Below are 18,932 nucleotides of genomic sequence, written 5' to 3' on the forward strand. Positions count from 1 at the left end.
GTTAATATAAATTAAGATATTTTGTGTCCATATTTTCAGTATATAATATCAAATCTTATTGAACCAAAATTCTAGATTAATGGTAAAATACACTAATTATAAACTCTTAAATCTAGTAAGATTATAAAGATTCTATATAAATAATTTAGAAGATAAAACACAAACTCATCTAGCCAAAGCTAAATTACTTAAGCTAAATAATTATCTAGATTTATTCTACTTATTTACTTCAAGGTGGTCATTTATGTCATTCCTTTTCTACACATATATAATAAAAATGCTTTCATAATAAATTTATTATAAAAGCATTTCTTTTTATTTGTTTAAATCTTCAAATATAGCTTTATCATTATTTGAAAATTTGTTTAAATCATTCGATTGTATAAGATTCCCATTGGCATAGTTTAATTTAGTATAACCTTTTTCTCCTATAGTATAAACATATGGTTCTATTTCTTTATAATTTGATATAATATCAATAGCGTCCTGATTTTTAGTATCATACAAATCTAATTTTTTATTGAAATTTTCATCAGAAAATTTATAGATGGCAAACTGTCCATCTACACCAAAGGATTCCATAGTATCTCTATCTCCTGTAGAAGAGTATCTAGATGCTTCGTTATTATTTCCACAACCTAGAAATAAAAGAGCAAAGCTTAAAGCTATAAATATTAAAGAGACTTTTTTCATTTGTTCCTCCTAAAAAGTAATTTTAAAAATAATTAGCTATTATATTAATATACTATTATTTTTTATATAATTATAAAATAAAGTACTTAAAATATATAAGCATAATAATTCTGAATTAAAAGCACAGTTAAAAACTATGCTTTTAATTCAGAATACTTACACTTATAATACTTTTACACATATAATGCTAATTTAAATGCTCTGTTTTTATCGCCGCATTAAATCCATCTTCAAAGCCGTCTTTAATGTCTTTAAATCCGAAAATTAAAAATAAAACTATTACAATTAAAATTCCTATTACAAATTTCTTTTTCATATATTCCTCCCAACAAACCATATATTAACATTATATAACATTATTGTAAACAAAAAAGAATAAGTAAGAATTAACCTACCTATCCTTTTAATATTATTCTCAAATATTAATTTTATAAATTTATTAAAACACCTTATTTTTATTTATCTTAGTAGAATTTTATAATCCATTTTCAACCACAAAATCTGTTACTTCCTTTGTTAAATCCTTAAAAGATCCGCTATTATCCACTGTAAAATCACATAAATCAATTATTTTTCTTGTATTCTTTTCAAGGTCATCTTGTGAGTTTTGTTCATAACCATCTCTACTTTTTAATCTTTCTATTCTTACTTTTTCATTACATTTAACCCCTAATGTTTTGAAACCGCTCTTTTTCCAGAATTCAAAGTCCTCATATGTTCTTCCACCAGTTACTATTATAAGTTGCTCATTATCTATATCCTTCATAGATTTCTTTTTAAACTTATCTAGTATTTTTCCTAATACATAGTAACTTAAAAAGTCCTCATCTATTTCCTTAAGTTTTATAGCCGTATCTACATAAAATTCTCTTTTTTTATTTTCCCACTTATCTGTTGCTAAAAATATACATGACATATCCCTAACTAAGTCTCCTATATTAAAGAAACTAACACTTTTTTCTGAATATTCATTTATAAGCTTAGCCACAGTATCTTTTCCTGAACCTTTTTCTCCAAAAACTATTAACCCCTTCATATCCTCAATCCCTTTCTTAGTTATAAGATTACATATTAATTATAACATTTATTGGAATTTTTAAACATCTTATTTTATTTTAATTATTTTTTAAAATTTAAAACTCTTTCCTCTCCATCACTTCCAACATGGGAATTTTCAAATGCCTCTCTTGCATTATTTATAAATTCCTTTGGATCATTAATAGCTGGACTAAAATGAGTTAATAATAATTCCTTTACCTGACCTCTTTTAGCTAAATTAGCTGCCTCCTTAAAAGTCATATGTTTATTTTTTATGGCCTTATGCATATCCTCTTCACTTCCATAAGTCCCTTCACATATGTATAAATCACTTTCCTTTATAAAACCTGGTATATCCTCTGTAGGTCTTGTATCTGTTGTGTAACTTAGTTTTATTCCCTTTCTTTCATCTCCTAAGACCATATAACTATAATATTTAACTCCATTTAAACTAACTTCCTCATTTCTTTGAAGTTTAGACCACACTTCCTTTGGAACTTTATTCATTAATGCTTTTTCTAAATTAAATTTTCTTCCTCTCCTTATATTAAAAGAGTATCCTAAACAAGGAGAAGAATGGTCTAATTCTAGAGTTTTTATACTTAAATCTGAACTTATTTTTTCATCCTCTTCAACTAATTCCATTTTTTCTTTTTTAACCATGAATTCTAAATTGCTTGCATCTTCTAGTATGTTAAGTTTATATGGAAGATATGGGAGAGTTATTAAAAATCCCTCTATAACCTCTTTTATTCCCTTAGGTCCTATTATATATATATCCTCTACTCTTCCACTATTCCCAATTGTAGAAAGTAATCCTGGCAATCCATATATATGATCTCCATGAAGATGACTTATACAAATTATATCTATACTTTTAAATCCAGTTCCATTTACTCTCATGGTAACCTGTGTTCCCTCTCCACAGTCTAAAAGAATTTTTCTCCCCTTGAAATTCATAACAACTGATGATAAAAATCTATTTGGCATAGGCATGCCTCCCCCTGTTCCTAACAAGATTACATTTAACATGTTAATCAATCCTCTCTTTCTATAACTAATTATATTATATAGCAAAATAATATTTATTATAAAAAAAGACCAAAATCAAGGATTCTGGTCTTTTTCTTATTTTTTTATTTCTCTAATTTCTGCTTGTTCTTAAAGTTATTGACTTCTTACTAGAAATTTCTCCATTTGAATACTTAGCAGCTATTTTAAAGTTGTAAATTGTGTGTCTATTTAAGCCTTTAAATTTATAAGTTGTCTCATCAGCACCAACTTCTCCAACCTTTTTACCATCTTTATATAAAATATATCCTTCTAAACCTTCAGTTGTCTTTGGAGCTTCCCAAGTTACATTTACATATTTTCTACTAATCTCTGAAGCCACAAAGTTTTCTACTGGGTTAACAATTATATCTACACTACCTTTGCCTACTGCTACCTCTCCACTTGTTAATCCTAATTCACAAACTTTTCCATTTTCTCCATCACCTAAGTTTGCTGAAATTACTTCAAAAATTTCTCTTTCTGATTCACTCTTAGGAGTAAGAGTTACCTTTACTAAGTTTGTATCATTTTCTATAGTTTTTTCTAAACTAGCAACTAATATTTTTACTACGCCTGGTTCTACTTCTTTATAATTTACCAAAACTCCATCTATTCCACTTGCAACTTCAACTAAGTCAAATACTTCTTGATTATATTTTAAAGTAAATTCTGCTGCATAAGCTGATAAATCTTCTTTTATTTCGTTAGCACCTAAGAAAACATCAAAATTTTCATTTACTTTAAGGCTTTCTGGTAAAGTTAAGAAACTTTGTCCCACATTCTCTTGTGGAACTTCTAAAACTTGATGAACATTTAATTCAGCAGCTGAGGCAAATCCACCATGACCAGCTTTAGCCACTAATCTTACATGAGTAGCTTCTACTGGATCAAATTTTAATACCTTAGTACTATGGTCAGCAGTCCAATCTCCCTCTAAAACCTTTGTAAAGTTTTCTCCATCAGTACTAACTTGGAATTCATATTTACTTATGCTACCATTTAAGGCATCCTGTCTTGGCATATGAGTAAATTTATTTATATTATAACTTCCACCTAAGTCTAAAGTAATGTGTTGAGGTAATGCTTCTACAGGACTCCACTTAGTATGCCATATAGTACTTTCATCTCCATCTATAGCAAAATCAGCTATTCCCTCTGATCCTATATTAGGATGCTCACTGCTAGCAGTTGCACTCATTTGCTCTTGAGGTATAACTGTAGGATCTACAATTTTATGAGCCCCATCCTTAATAGTAATTTCATCTATGCTACCCTTAAAGGAATTAGTTGAACTTCCTATTTTATCTAAAGGTAAAATAAATGTTCCTACCTTACCACCATTACTCTTATTTATAGTTTCTATAAATTCTCCATTTACATAAAGACTTGTTTTATTTAATTCTCCAATAAATGTTAACTCTACCCATTCATCCTCAGGTAATTTATAATTAAATGAATAGTCATATCCTTCTCTTGAGAAACCAACATTACCAGTTTCTTTTTGACAAGCCTTTAATACCCCTGTGTTAGATTCTGATAATATTTGCTCACTATAATCTCCATTTGCATCTTTCTTCACCCACATAGAAACCGTATAGTCTAAACCTTTGTTATCAATTGGAGTATCAATATAGCTTTCTCCTCCACTTAATTTAATTCCTTTTCCTTCTTTACCTTCTACAGATTCTACATTTACTCCTGTAGCATTATATTCATTTCCAGAATTATCTTTAATATTTTCTGTAGAATCTTCTTCAAAATCATAATCAATTACAGTTTCAGTTTTAGATTCCACATCATAAGTTAAGTTAGAATCTGGAACATCACTTACTTTGTCAACTCTTTCTTTAAATTCTTCAAAACTTGTTTCACTATCAGGTGCCGCCCACATTTTTTCTGATAAAACTTGAGCAGCTTGGAATGATCTATCATAGATGTCTCTTTCAGAAATTCCATTTGCTTTTTCATCTATCATATCATTCCATACAGCAAACATTCCTCCCTTTAATTGAGGATGTCCCGCTGGAAGTTTGTAATCTGAAGCAAATCTTCTTGGTTCCCACTCATTATATAAAAATCTTGTGTTAAGATAGTTATTATAGTAACCTGCTTCTGGAACTATATAAAGATCTGCATCCTGTGTATTTAAAATATCATATCCTTGATTTATCATATTTCTAGCATCAGCATATCCCCTATACCATATATTCATAAGGACTCCATCGCTAGTTACAGGAGTTTGTCCTGGGAAAACATCTAAACTTCCCCATAGTCTTGGATTTCTACCATAATCATCTCTTACTTTTTTAAGATATCTATCTGTAAATGCTCTAAATTCTTCTTTTTTCTCTGGTGCTCCCTTATACTCATCTGTTCCAATATGGAAATCTTGATCTCCAAAGACTGGATTTTCTCCTCCTAAATATTCATCAAATAATCCATCTACAAAATCATAAACCTTTGGATTACCTACATCTAAATAAGTTGCATCTCCTCCTGTACCTAAGGCTAAAGATTGATCATAGCGAGTAAATGCTAAGGAGTGAGCAGGAACATCTATTTCTGGAATAATTTCTACTCCATGATCCCCAGACTTTTCTATAAATTCTCTAAACTCTTCTTTAGTATAACTTCCATCTGTTGCTGTTAAACCTGGATATGTGTCAGATTCTAATCTAAAAGCAGCATAAGCAGTTTCCCAATTCTCATTATTAGTCCAAATATAGTTATCACTTAAATGAACTTGGAAGTTATTTAATTTGTACCAAGACATAACTTCCATAAACTGCTCTAAATAATCCATTGTAAAGAATTTTCTTCCTGCATCAAGCATAAATCCTCTATTTTCATATCTTGGGAAATCTCTAACTATTCCTTTCTGAATAGTTTCTCCATTTTGCTTTAATATTTGAAGTATTGATCTAGTTGAGTAGAAAGCTCCTGTATTATGAGTAGCTTCAACCTTTACATACTCATCTACATACATGTAATATCCTTCTTCTCCAATACTCTTATCTTCACAATTTAAAGTAAAATAAAAATCTCCTTCTACAGGTGAACTTGAGTAAACTATTTCCATTGGTTTACCAACTATCTCCTCATAATCAGATTTAAATTCACTTGCAGTTTTGCTTAGTTCATTTTCATAGGTAGGATCAATAACTATTCTTGAAGAATCTCTTATAGTAAAGTTTCCATCTTTTCCAACCCATTCTCTTAAACTTGGAACTACTTCTGGCTTAGTATTACTTCCTAAAGAACCAGAATATTTACCAGGTACAGTTATTTCAATACCAGTAGTTTCTCTTTTTAGACTGCCTTTTTTTATTTCAAAATCCACAACTACCTTTGTATCTACTAAAGGTTCATTTATGGTCATATCATCATTTATTATTTGATTATAATCTGCCCCAATAAATTTTATCTCAAACCCTTTTGGAACCTCTGGCATTTGAAGTTTAGAGTCCCCCTTATTTATAGTAGGAACTTCTAATGAGTTTAAAACTTCATCTAAATCACCAGATGAAGGAATCTCTCCATTATATATCTCTACTTCATATAAAGATACTGCATTCCATACTGCTGGATTATTTTCTTCACAATAAACTCTTACATACCTTGCATTTTCTTTTTCACTTAATTCTATAACCTCAGTGCCACCTTTTCCAGCTTCGTTTCTATGAACTGTTTTCCAATTTTCATTATCATTAGAAGTTTGGATTTCATAGACCTTAGCGTTGGCAGCTTCCCAGAATAATCTAACCTTGTCAAAAGTGCTTTCCTTTTCTAGGTCAATAGTTATCCACTGTTTAGCACCATTAGAAAATCCTCCACTTGACCATCTTGAATTTCTTGAAGATGTATCTCCATCTACAACTTTGTCTGGAGTAAGTGTATTAGTTTCTGATGCTGATGCCGTAGCAGTTTTATTTAAAGCAATATTAACTCCTATCTCTGTTTCTGGAGGAGTTACATTTTCCTCATTTTCGTTATCATAAACCTCAACTTCATATATTGATACATTTCCCCATTCATGAGCTGTATCTTCACAACTAACTCTTAAATAATTAGCAGTTATATCTTCTCCAAGATTTATAGACTCTTGATTTCCTTTCCCCTCACTAGTTGCGTAAACTTCTTCCCAAGTTTCCCCATCATTAGAAACCTCTAATTTATAATTTCTTGAATATGCACCATCCCAAAGTATATCAACTTGATCAAAGGTTGTTGCTTCTTCAAAATCAATGTATATCCATTGTGGTACACTTCTTGAACTAGCCCACCTAGAATTTCCTGGCTTAGCATTTGGATCACTTGGCTTATCCTTAATACCATCAGTTATTAATTCTGCACCCCATTTGTCATTAACTTCTCTTGAAGAGGCAACAGTTTTTTTGTTTAAAGCTAAATTAACTTTATCTGACTTATTTAACTCAGAAGCAAGAACAGATAATCCATTAACTGAAACTATACTTGCTGCTATTCCACAAGCTATTAACCTTTTCATCCTCTCTCTATTCTTTAACAAAATTCCACCCCCAAATTTTCACACTATTCTAAGTACCATATTTATTCAATACATTAAATATATATGAATAATTTTTAATATATATGTTGATTAAATTTTATTTTCTACTCTTATTTTTTACTAAAAACATCCTTTATAATTTACAAAGCCATTATCTAAGTGATAAAATCAATTTAGTGCAATATATTAATCCTATGGAGCGTGATATTATAATGGCTAAACGTACAAAAACGCCAAACTACATAAAAATAGCTATTGATATAGCTAATAGAGTTTTAAATAATGATTTTAAAGAAGGAAGTAAAATTACAGGTCGTACAACCCTAGTTAGCATATATAAAGTTTCACCAGAAACTATAAGACGCTCAGTGGCCTTACTTAAGGATATGAACGTAGTATCTGTTAATGAAAAAAGTGGAATAATCATAAATAGTAAAGAAAATGCCAAGGACTTTTTAAGCAAGTTTAAAGCTCAATCTGACTTTACAACCCTAAGTAATGATACTTATAAAATATTAAAAGCTAAGAACGAATTAGACAAGCAACTTGAAAAAAACATAGAAAATATAATTGAATTTGCTACGCAACTTAGGAATGTAGGGACTGTTATACCCTTTGAAAGCATTGTTGAAAGTGAAAGCTTTGCTGTTGGAAAAAGTATTGGGGATCTAGACTTTTGGCAAAATACAAAGGCAACTATAATAGGAGTTAAAAGAAAAGGAGAAATGTTCCTTTCTCCAGGACCTTATTTCAAAATAATGGCTGATGATATAATAATGTATGTTGGTGAAGATGAAGTTTTAAAAAATGTAAAAAACTACATATCAAATAATGAATAACTAAAAAAGAAGTATGATATGACCTTAAGAGGATATATCATACTTCTTTTTTTATAAATAACTACATTCTTTTTCCTTTAATGATCTTTTATCAAAAGGATTTGTAATTAAGGCTTTTAAGAATAATTGTGGATAATTAGATTTTAATTGTTTCATATACTGAATCCATTCAAAGGTTAAATATTTATAAGCAATATTTATATCTTTTGCTAAATGTTGAATTTCATAATCTTCTAATTCATGAGAACATCTACTACTTAGTTCTTCTCTTAGATGTAGTATTGACATAAGCATGTCTGAGAACTCTTCATGCTCTATTAACATGGGATTAGTTATTAAGTTTATAACTAAATCCTTTTGAGCATTTAATTTCTTTTCCAAAGCTATTAAGTCCACCTTTTTAATATCTATATCATACTCATATTCATCTACTAATTTTTCTAAATTCTTAAATTCATTTTTGTTCCATTCCTTAGTTACTAAGGCCTCTTTAGCAATTATTTCTGTATTATCATCTACATAAACAAATGTATTTAAAATATCTGTTCCTAATTCACTAAAAAATACTCCTATAAGCATACTTAGCTTATCCCTTAAATGCTCTTTCTCCCTCTTTTCAAGTAATTTATCAATTACTAAAGTAGTAAAGAATACTTCCATAGGTATAAAGGCTATATCTGCAAAAAGAAATATTAGTGTATGATGTAAATCTTGAAATATAAGATAATGCACGTAATGTAAAACTAGAGATAATCCTATTAATCCAATTCCAATCATAAGAAACTCTTTCTTTTGTTTACTCATTCTTTTCCTCCTCATTTAGTCTTAAATATTCTCAATTAATAATGTCTAGATTTTTATACTATCATATTATATCCCTGATTTAAAAGACCTTTTACACTTTTTTTAAATTCAACTTACAAAAATAACTTGCTATAAAAGCTGTTATTGGCACTGTAAGTATAATTCCTATGCTGCCTGCAAGGCCTTGTATAACTTCTATACAAAGCACATCTAAATTTAATATTTGATTTTTACTCATATTAGAAGCATATAACATTATTATTGTATTTAAGGACCCTCCAGCAAAAGCTAATATTAATGTATTAGCCATTGTTCCTATTATATCCTTTCCTATATTCATTCCACTTTTAAATAATCCCCTTTTATTTAAAGTATCATTAATATCATTTATTTCAAAAATTGATGAGGAAATAGACATAGCAACATCCATAACTGCTCCTAAAGATGCTATTAATATAGCTGCAAACATTATTCCATGAATATTTAAGGAGGTATTTTCAGCTATATACATCATACTTTCAGCTTCTTCCATACTAATACCTGATAAATTTGCAAGTTTTCCAAAACTTATTGCTATTACTCCTGATATAATTATTCCACTTAAGGTTCCTAAAATAGCAGTAAAAGTTTTTTTATTTATTCCAGAAACTAAAACCAATGTAACAATAATACTTATAAGCGCTGAAAAAATTGCTGCTAATATTGGATTTACCCCTCTTAACATTAGTGGAATCATTAAAAATATTATACAAACACAAGTAAAAAACAGTGAAACTAATGATTTTATTCCCTTTACTCCACCTACTCCAATTATGACTATTACAAATAATAGTACTAGCAAAAATATTATGTTACTTCTTTTATAACTATAAACAGCTATATCTTTTATTTCATCCTTCTCATAAAAGAAACCTAGAATTACTTTAGTATCTTCCTCAACTGGCATATTGTATATTCTGCTAATATTATTTACGATTTCATATTCCTTCCCCTTTTCTGGTCCCTCTAAAATTTCTATGACTATATTTTGATATCCTAGCTCTATACCCTCTATGTATTTATCTCCTTCTAACATCTCTTTAGTTATTCTCTTTACTTTTCCTTCATAATATTGCACATTTTTATTTAGTCTATCCTTCATAAAGCCATTATCAAATATAAATCTTGAAAATCCTATAATTAAAAAAGATATTAAAACTGTACTTATAATAAAAATAATACTCTTTTTACTATTTTTCATAATATTTCTCCTACTACCCTAACTTACTTATTATTGAGGCTGACCTAAAGAAGGCCAGCCCTAAAAACTTAATAAATTATTTATCTTACTTTTTTTCTTTTAGAAACCATATAAAATCCTAAAGCTAAGTATAAAGCTCCAAAGCCCATAAGCATGTTAGCATTCATTCTATTACCAGTGTTAGGTAATTCTTCTGGTTTCTCTGTATTAGGTTTATCTATGCCTGGTTTATTTTCCTCACCTGAATCATTTCCTGATCCATTATTTGAATCTCCACCATTATTGGCATCCCCATTATTATCAGAATCTCCACCATTAATTTCTTTTAAAACAACTAGTGAAAACTCTTTATTATTACTTTTTATTTCATTTCCTTCAGAATCAAAAAGCTTTATTCCTATACTATATCTACCCTCTAATTCAAAAGCATGTTCAAAAGTTAATTCCTTAGATTCATTAACACCTAAAGAATCTATTTTTTCTTCTTTTAATAAAACTTCATTTTCACCATTGTTAGCAAAGATTTTTAAAGTTAAATTTTCTAAAGCTTCCTTAGTGCTATTTTCTACTTTAGTTAATAAGCTTATTTTTTCATTTTCTTTTATTTCATTTTTATCACTTGTAATTTCAGTGTTTATAACTCCAAGATTTTCTTCTTCCTGAAGAACAATTTCTCCAGTATTTCTTACCCTTAATCTATTGCCCTCTGGGTCTTCTGAGCTAAGTCCTATTGCTGAAACAGTATCACCAACTTTTATTCTTGGATCCCATTTACCTTTCATATTTTCATTTATTCCATCCCATATATATCCTTCAACATATATTCTTGAAACTCCTGAACCATCATCTAAGTAAAGATTGCTATCATCCATGTTAACAACTTTGCCTGTTACCTTTGTTAACCATCCTTCATTTTCATGAAGCATACTATCCCCAGTGCTCATTTCTTTAGGACTCACTTCATTTATATTTTCATCAATTATCTCTAAATCTGCACTTTCATCACTTATTTGTATTTCAAATTCACCTTGGTATGCTTCTACTCTTCCCTTAACTCTTACTTTTTGTCCAACTTTTACAGGAGTATTAGAAACACCAAAAACATTTATTCCACCAGTTTCATCTTGAATGTATATAACTTCAAAGAAAGCATTTTTAGGTTCTACAGCCTCTGACTGAGCTGTTACTATTCCCTCTAAAACATACTCTTCTCCTAATCTATCTGGTTCTCCATCATTATTTTTATCTTCTCTAAATTCTTTAATAGTAAGCTTTTCTAATTCTTTTTCAGGCAACATCCAATTTATTATATTTTTTGTTACCTTACTATTGCTTTTACTTTCAGCATTAGTTCCATCTATTTCAAAGTTTGAGAAGAAAGTACTTCCAGCTACGGCTACCTTTCCTCCATTAGATAATTCTTCTACTGCTAAAACATTAACTTGTCCTTTTTCTACTGGAACATTATCCCCTTGTTTATCTGAATCATCTGTTCCTGTAGATTCATGACCACTTACTAAGAAGTCAACCTTTTCTCCCTTAGCTCCATCCTTTAATACTACTGATGATCCACTATAGAAGCTAAATTTATCCTCTTCACCTAATCCTTCAACAAGATTAAAGTTAGGAGAAGAATACTTATTTAACATAAGTCTAAATTGTTGTCCTTCATTAACTTCATAATCTGCAACTTGGTCATCATTTACTCTTAATTCTGAATTTATCTTCTCTAAAATAGGATTTAATTGAGCACCATTACTATACTCTCCAACTCCATCTTTATAATCTGCCCTTGATGTAATGATTATATTTCCACCCTTATCCATGTATTTTCCTATTGCGTCAATTTCTGAGGCTGTAAAATTACTTTTGTAAACTTCATACTTAGGCTCATCAATTCCTTGAGGATCAGTTATAACTAATAGGTCAACATTTTCTAAAGATTTCTCTGTTATTTCTTCTTTGTTTATTATAGGAATACAATCATTTTCTGTTAATAACTTTTCAAAAGCATCTATTTTTCCTGCATAGTTTCCTGTTACATATTGATTAGCATGAGCCCCATCTATCATTACCTTATAAACATCACCTTCATTTACAACTTCTATCTTAGAACTCTTAGTAAATGTCTTGTCTGTTCCATTTATTGAAATTGTAGCTTTTGCATAAATAGTAAATTCTCCTGCTCTTTCAGGTTGCCATGTTATAGAACTTTCCTTTAAGCTATTTCCTTCTAAGCTTTCTATAATTTCTTCTCCAATTTTCTTCTCACCTGAAATTTCTCCATTGAAGAATTCAACCTTTATATTGTTTAATCTTTCAGAACTATTATTATAAACTTCTATTGAGAATTTAGCCTCGTCACCAACTAAAAGCATATCTTTATCAGTTTTTAATTCATTTAATCCTACATTTACATTTTCCCCAATCCATACTGGAGCTGTAACTGCAATATCTTGATCTCCTTGTACTACTTTCACATAATAGTAGCTATATTCAGGTTTAAGCTTAAAATTCCAAGAAACTTTATTGCTATTAAATTCCTTTGAAATGACCTCTACTCCACCATTAGCTATTATTGAAACTTTCTTTATAGTATCCTCTTTATCCTCATCATTTATTTCTATATTAAAATCTAAGTCTTCTACTTCACCTAAATTGCTTCCCATTATTTGATTATTAACAGTATAATCAATAGTCGTATTCTTATCCTCTGAAGAATACACTTGCTTTTTGTTCATAGCTTTATATAAAGCATCCCTTGAATTTTCTTCTGATAATATTATTGTTCTAGCATCATTTGCTGTAAGCCATTTTCCCTTATGATTATCTTGGTTATTAGTAGGAGCAACATGCCATCCCTTATCTAAAGCTCTTGTATAATATTCATAGCTTGGGAAATATCCACTACCTCTTACAGGTCCTTCTCCATTTCCAACCTCTATTAAATTAACTACCTTGTCTGCCCCTTCACTATAAAAACCAAAGTCTGCAAAATCGCCAAAAGTTTTTCCTGGATGATTTAATTGAGAAACTGACTCTGGTAATTGAGAAATAGTATTATAATAATTTTTTAAATTCATATCACTATTTTTTCTTGTTTCAAATCCTGGAGTATTAAATGTATTTATATGTCCCCAGCCTCCAGTAGATCCTGACCAAGTCATTTCATAACCATACATAGCAACAAAGTTACCATCATCATTATATTTATCAGATATATTTTGAGCATTAGTCCAAGCTTTACTCATTGATCCATCATTTATATTAGCTTCAGTATCATTATCAAACCAGTTTGAATGGTCTGTTACGGCAAAATAATCAGCCTTACCTTCATCTCTTGCCCATTTATAAGCATCCTCTAAGCTTCCAGTTCCATCTGAAATATTAGTATGTGAATGTAGTTGTCCATAATAATGATTTATCTTTCCTACTCTAAACTTCCATTCTTTCACCCTATTATTTCCTAAAGAATCACTTACACTAACTTCCACTCTATGTTCTCCATCCTCTAAGTCTTCCTTAATCTCATATGAAAAACCAGTTTCTGTTATTTCAGCTACTTTAGTTATGTCTTCATTATCTAATTTAATTTTTACACTTTCTACATTTACTCCAGAATTATCTATAAATTCTCCACTTATAATAGGTTTTCTGTTTTCTCCTACACTTGAGTTTTCCTTAGGTAAAACATTCTTAACCTCTGGTCCACTTAAGTCTTCGTCTACTACCTGAAAAGCATATACTCCACTTTCTGGTACTCTTGAAATATTTTTACCATCACTAGCTTTAATATAATATTCCATTCCAGAAGCTTTTAAATCTTCCTTAGGTATTAAAGTTTTAAATATTCCATCTTCCTCTTTTAATACTACTTTTTTAAATTCAGTATCCTCTTTTCCCTTAAAGCTAATAGATACCTCTTCTAATTTATTATTATCACTTACTTTAGCTTCAATGTTTAAATCTTCGTTTATATTGGCCTTTTCAATTTTTTTATGAGTTATTACAGGACTTTCATTATCTTCAACTATTTTTGTAAACTCTGCTGAAGAACCATAAAGTTGAACTTTATCATTGAATCTTCCAATAACGCCTTTTACATCTACTAAATCTCCTGTTTTAACCTCTAAACCTGAAGGTATAAAGTAAATATCTAAAACATCCTCTCCTTGTGTTAATGTTTTAGCTTCTAAATCAACTACTGTATTTTTCAACTCAATATAATGAGAATCAAAATTTGACTCTTTTAATTCCTTAATAGTAACTAACTTAGGATCAGGCATTCCTAAATCTCCTAAGACTTTTATATCAGTAGCTTGTACTTGAAGTAATCCATTAAAATTATCTAATGTGCCACTTATTTCAATCTTATTCCCCTTAGTTATTGCTCCAAAATCCACTCCTGATTTAAAGTTTGAAATTGCAATAGCTCCTGTTTCATCCTGTATATGAAGAGTTTTATTTCTATCATTAAAAGTTACAACACCTCTTGTAGTAACTTCCTCTCCTAAGTTTTTATTTCTTGCTTCCTTTACCTTAAGAACTTTTCCTGAAGGATTTTCTCCTTCACTCCATGAAATATCATGCTTTCCTAAATCATCATATAAATTTTCTGTATCTACATCCCATTGAATAGAAACATCAAATGGTGTTTTATCTATGTTATTTTCACCATCTTTTATTTCAGATTTTCTTCTAGCACTTATGAATTTACTATCATAAAACTTTTTATCTTTTTCTGTCTTAGCTCCAAAGGAGTCTATTATTTCGTATCCATTTCCAGTATTTTTTCTAAGTAATATAACATCATCACCATTGAAACCTACTGTTTGGCTTCCTACCCCTAATTTATTTTCTAAATCATTTATAACCTCAGTAAATTTTTCATCTTTTCCTTGGTTATTGTAAATTACATAAGTCTCTCCACTTTCTATAATCTTATCTTCTAAACTTTGAGAAACTGGACTCCCCTCATATTTTCCATTTGAATATACAGCCAAATCATAATTAGAAAGATTTATTCCTTCCCCTGTTCCATTAAATATTTCAATAGCCTTTGAATTAGATGGTCCATGTAAATATTCAGATATTATTAAGTCTCCCTCTTGTGCTTTAAATTCCTTAGCAAAAGTAGGATAAGATGTAAATAAACTTCCTACCATGCTTAAGGATAATGCTTTAGTTATTAAAATCTTATAATCCTTTTTCATATGAATCCCCCTTGAAACAAATTTTTAAATGCTAATTTTCCCTCCCCTCTTTTCAACATATATAGAGTAATAACTACATTTTTTAATCTTTTACCCTATTTTTTTCATAGCATTCATTATATGTTTATTCATAAAAAAAACTCATTATTCTCACTTTACATAACCTTAATGCAAATTTAACAATAAAAAAACCAATTCATAGTCTATTTAAAACTATAAATTGGTTCATATCATAATCACATTATTGATTTTTCAAGACATAAGAAAGGTTCTACTATATCTCTCATAGACATCATTTCTCCTACATGTACATATCCTAAGTTTTTATATAAATTAACTGCATTTTCATTTTTATGATAAGCACTAATTCTTATGGAATTGCACTTTTTTTCCTTTGCCATTTCTTCTACAAAATCTATCATTTTTCTTCCATATCCTTTTCCCCTGTGAGATGGTGAAACAGCTATTCTATGAAATGACAAAAATGGTCCATCAACTTGCCATGCAATATCATTATAAACATCATAAGCATAATCATTAATAGTTGCAACAGCTACTATTTCTCCAGAAGCTTCTATTCCATAAAGATGTTTATTAGAGATATCCTTAAAAATTATTTCAGTATTGGGATAACTTTCGTTCCAATTATAAAGTCCTCTTAAATTCATTTCTTTTACAACATTATCATAAATACTTTTAACCTTGTTTAATTCATGTTCTTCTATTAATCTTATTTTCATTCCTCTTTTTACCTCTTCTAATAAATTAATTTAAAATAATGTTTTATTCAAAAAATTAAATCAAAATTTTACCCCATGTTCATATCTCCTTTAAATATTAATAATAAAATAACTTTAATTAGATAAAGTTTCCTTTGTAAACTATCTGCTTTAAATATGGTTCATTACTTATCGTGGAATAATTTTATTTTATTCAAAAGAAAAAGTCAAAGAATTTTCTGTTAACATTTTTCTGTTTAAAATTTATTAATATTTATCTTTTATTTGCTTTTTTGATATACTCTATTTGAGGAGAGGAAGTGGAATTTATGTTAAAAAAAATTAATTTTCATACCCATACTAAAAGATGTAAACATGCTAAGGGAGAAGATAAGGATTATATTGATGCAGCTATAAAAAACAACTTAGATATTTTAGGATTTAGTGATCATGGTCCTTATCCAGATAATAGATTTAATCTTAGAATGAACTTTAACGAACTTGAGGAATATAAGACTACTTTAGAAAAACTTAAAATAAAATTTAAAAATTTTATTCAGATTAAAATTGGTTTGGAAATAGAATATTTGCCTTCAGATGATTTTTATTATAATTACCTAAAAAATGAGCTCAAATTTGATTACTTAGCTCTAGGTCAACACTTATTTTTAACTGAAAATGGCGAATTGAAAAATACATATTCCTTAAAAAGTACTAAAGAGTATATAGAATATGCTAAAAGTATTTGTCTTGGTATAAAAAGTGGATACTTTGACTTTGTAGCTCACCCTGATTTAATCTTTATAAATGATTTTCCTTGGGACGAAAATTGTGATAAAGCCTGTAATTTAATTATTGATACAGCAAAAAAATATGATTTCATATTAGAATTTAATGCAAACGGTATTAGAAGAGGAAAGAAAAAATATTCTGATGGAGAAAGATTCCCTTATCCCTATGAAAAGTTTTGGAATAAGGTTTCTTTAGCAAAGGTTAAAACCATAATTAACTCTGATTGTCACACTCCTTGTGATCTTTGGGATAATACTATGGATTATGCCTATACCCTTACTAACAATCTTAATTTAAACATTATTGATAATATTTAACAATTAAAACCTTGCATTTTAATATTTTTAGGTATATAATCAATGTAAATTTGTTTTTAGGAGAATTTTTTATGATAAATAGTACAAACTTAATAAAAGCAAAACTTAATAATTCTTATTATTGCTATTATAGATAGTTTGTATTTATGATTGAATATATGCAGTCATAGATACAAACTCCAAAGGAATTTTGGATTGTATCTATGATGGCTTAATTTTCGTTATAAAGATAGGTCACATAGGTAATACTATATGGCCTTAATAAAGAGTTTTAATACCCTATAGGTCGTATAGTTTAACTATATGACCTATTTTTTTATATTTATATAAAAATCTAGGAGGTATTTTAAATGAAAGAACGAGAAAATTTTACTGGAAAGTTTGGATTTGTAATATCCTGTGTTGGCGCTGCTTTAGGTCTTGGTAACATATGGTTATTCTCCTACAGACTTGGTCAATATGGAGGTGCTGCTTTCTTAATACCATACTTTTTATTTGTTTTTATACTTGGAACTACAGGTCTTATAACTGAATTTTCCTTTGGTAGAAAGTTTAAAGCAGGTTCATATACTGGTATAGTTGAATCTTTTAAAAGTAAATCATTAAAGGGAGGAAAATTCTTTGGTATGCTCCCTCCTATAGGATTAACAGGAGTTTTTATATTCTACTCTATAGTAATAGGTTGGATTCTTAAATACTTTTTCTTAAGTTTAACTGGATCTATTAATACTATTGATACTACTACTTACTTTAGTAATTTTGCTGGTACACCTAATACAATCTTTTGGTTTTCCCTAGCAATAATATTAACTTTAATAATAGTTTCTTTAGGAATAGACCGTGGTATAGAAAAATTAAACAAAATAGTTATGCCACTACTTCTTTTAATTTTTATAATTTTAATCATAAGATCTCTAACTTTACCAGGATCTTTTGAAGGAGTCAAATATCTATTAGTTCCAAGATGGGAAAACTTATTTAAAATAGATACTTGGGTAATGGCTCTTGGCCAAGCATTTTTCACAGTCTCCCTTAATGGATGCGGTATGGTTGTTTATGGTAGTTATATAAATGATAAATTTGATATTCCATCATCTGCAATACAAACTGCCATATTTGATACTTTGGCTGCCCTTTTAGCATCTTTTATGATTATGCCAGCAGTTTTTGCATATGGATTAAATCCTTCATCTGGGCCATCTTTATTGTTTATAACTTTACCAAAAATATTTCAAGGTATGAATTTTGGTGCCTTACTAAGTACATTATTTTTTCTTAGTGTAATATTTGCTGCTATTTCATCCTCTGTAAATATGTTAGAGGGGCCTGTTGAAGCTTTCATGGCTCACTTTAAGTCAAATAGAATAAAAACTTCAATTATAATATCAGTCCTTTGTTTTTTATGTGGAATACCTTTATCATTAAATATGGGAATCTTTGATAACTTCTCAAATCTTATTACAATAATAATTTCTCCACTTTGTGCTTTATTGGTAGCTGTTGTATTCTACTATATTATTGGTGGCGAAAATGTATTAATAGAAGTAAATAAGGGAGCTCATAAAAAACTTGGAAAATGGTTTATTCCTTTAGGGAAATACATTTTTATCTTAGTTACTATACTAGTAATAATTCTTGGAATAATATATGGTGGTATAGGTTAAATTTAAACATTGTAAGTTTTGATAAAAATTTT

12 protein-coding genes are annotated in these 18,932 nt (G+C 29.0%); 3 read left to right on the forward strand and 9 right to left on the reverse strand.

Annotation, left to right across the window (positions count from 1 at the left end; genetic code table 11):
• Positions 1–315: 315 nt before the first annotated feature.
• The 5 genes from CPF_RS07825 to CPF_RS07840 all read right to left on the reverse strand — a co-directional run bounded on the left by CPF_RS07825 (position 316) and on the right by CPF_RS07840 (position 7,312).
• Entirely contained in the window at positions 316–693 is a 378-nt protein-coding gene (locus CPF_RS07825) for a hypothetical protein (RefSeq protein ID WP_011590811.1), read from the reverse strand.
• A gap of 187 nt (positions 694–880) precedes the next feature.
• Positions 881–1,009, reverse strand: coding sequence for a hypothetical protein (locus CPF_RS15200; protein WP_003481500.1), 129 nt, complete (start codon positions 1,007–1,009; stop codon positions 881–883).
• Between the two features lie 159 nt (positions 1,010–1,168).
• Positions 1,169–1,729, reverse strand: coding sequence for an AAA family ATPase (locus CPF_RS07830; RefSeq protein WP_011590813.1), 561 nt, complete (start codon positions 1,727–1,729; stop codon positions 1,169–1,171).
• Positions 1,730–1,812: 83 nt separating this feature from the next.
• A complete protein-coding gene (locus tag CPF_RS07835; RefSeq protein ID WP_011590814.1) occupies positions 1,813–2,763 on the reverse strand; it encodes a ribonuclease Z in 951 nt (316 codons plus the stop codon).
• Positions 2,764–2,875: 112 nt separating this feature from the next.
• Entirely contained in the window at positions 2,876–7,312 is a 4,437-nt protein-coding gene (locus CPF_RS07840; protein ID WP_041702699.1) for a discoidin domain-containing protein, read from the reverse strand.
• A gap of 212 nt (positions 7,313–7,524) precedes the next feature.
• Here CPF_RS07840 and CPF_RS07845 point away from each other — a divergent pair, with 212 nt between their 5' ends.
• Complete coding sequence (locus CPF_RS07845; RefSeq protein ID WP_003449118.1) at positions 7,525–8,151, forward strand: TrkA C-terminal domain-containing protein; 627 nt, start codon at positions 7,525–7,527, stop codon at positions 8,149–8,151.
• 51 nt (positions 8,152–8,202) lie between these two features.
• Here the strand turns inward: CPF_RS07845 and CPF_RS07850 are convergent, their stop codons facing one another.
• From CPF_RS07850 to CPF_RS07865, 4 genes are all read right to left on the reverse strand, one after another.
• Positions 8,203–8,955 carry a hypothetical protein gene (locus CPF_RS07850; protein WP_011590816.1) on the reverse strand — a complete coding sequence of 251 codons (753 nt, stop codon included), beginning with the start codon at positions 8,953–8,955 and terminating at the stop codon, positions 8,203–8,205.
• Positions 8,956–9,046: 91 nt separating this feature from the next.
• Positions 9,047–10,195: a YibE/F family protein gene (locus CPF_RS07855; protein WP_011590817.1), complete on the reverse strand. Its 1,149-nt coding sequence runs from the start codon at positions 10,193–10,195 to the stop codon at positions 9,047–9,049.
• A gap of 80 nt (positions 10,196–10,275) precedes the next feature.
• Positions 10,276–15,408 (reverse strand): CehA/McbA family metallohydrolase, encoded by a 5,133-nt coding sequence (locus CPF_RS07860; RefSeq protein WP_011590818.1) that lies wholly within the window; start codon positions 15,406–15,408, stop codon positions 10,276–10,278.
• 236 nt (positions 15,409–15,644) lie between these two features.
• A complete protein-coding gene (locus tag CPF_RS07865) occupies positions 15,645–16,148 on the reverse strand; it encodes a GNAT family N-acetyltransferase (RefSeq protein ID WP_003449110.1) in 504 nt (167 codons plus the stop codon).
• Positions 16,149–16,447: 299 nt separating this feature from the next.
• Here CPF_RS07865 and CPF_RS07870 point away from each other — a divergent pair, with 299 nt between their 5' ends.
• Entirely contained in the window at positions 16,448–17,236 is a 789-nt protein-coding gene (locus CPF_RS07870) for a histidinol-phosphatase (RefSeq protein WP_080503687.1), read from the forward strand.
• Between the two features lie 350 nt (positions 17,237–17,586).
• Positions 17,587–18,900, forward strand: a complete 1,314-nt coding sequence (locus CPF_RS07875; RefSeq protein WP_003460070.1) for a sodium-dependent transporter — start codon at positions 17,587–17,589, stop codon at positions 18,898–18,900.
• Positions 18,901–18,932 lie beyond the last annotated feature (32 nt).

This window comes from Clostridium perfringens ATCC 13124, from assembly GCF_000013285.1.
Lineage (GTDB): Bacteria > Bacillota > Clostridia > Clostridiales > Clostridiaceae > Sarcina > Sarcina perfringens.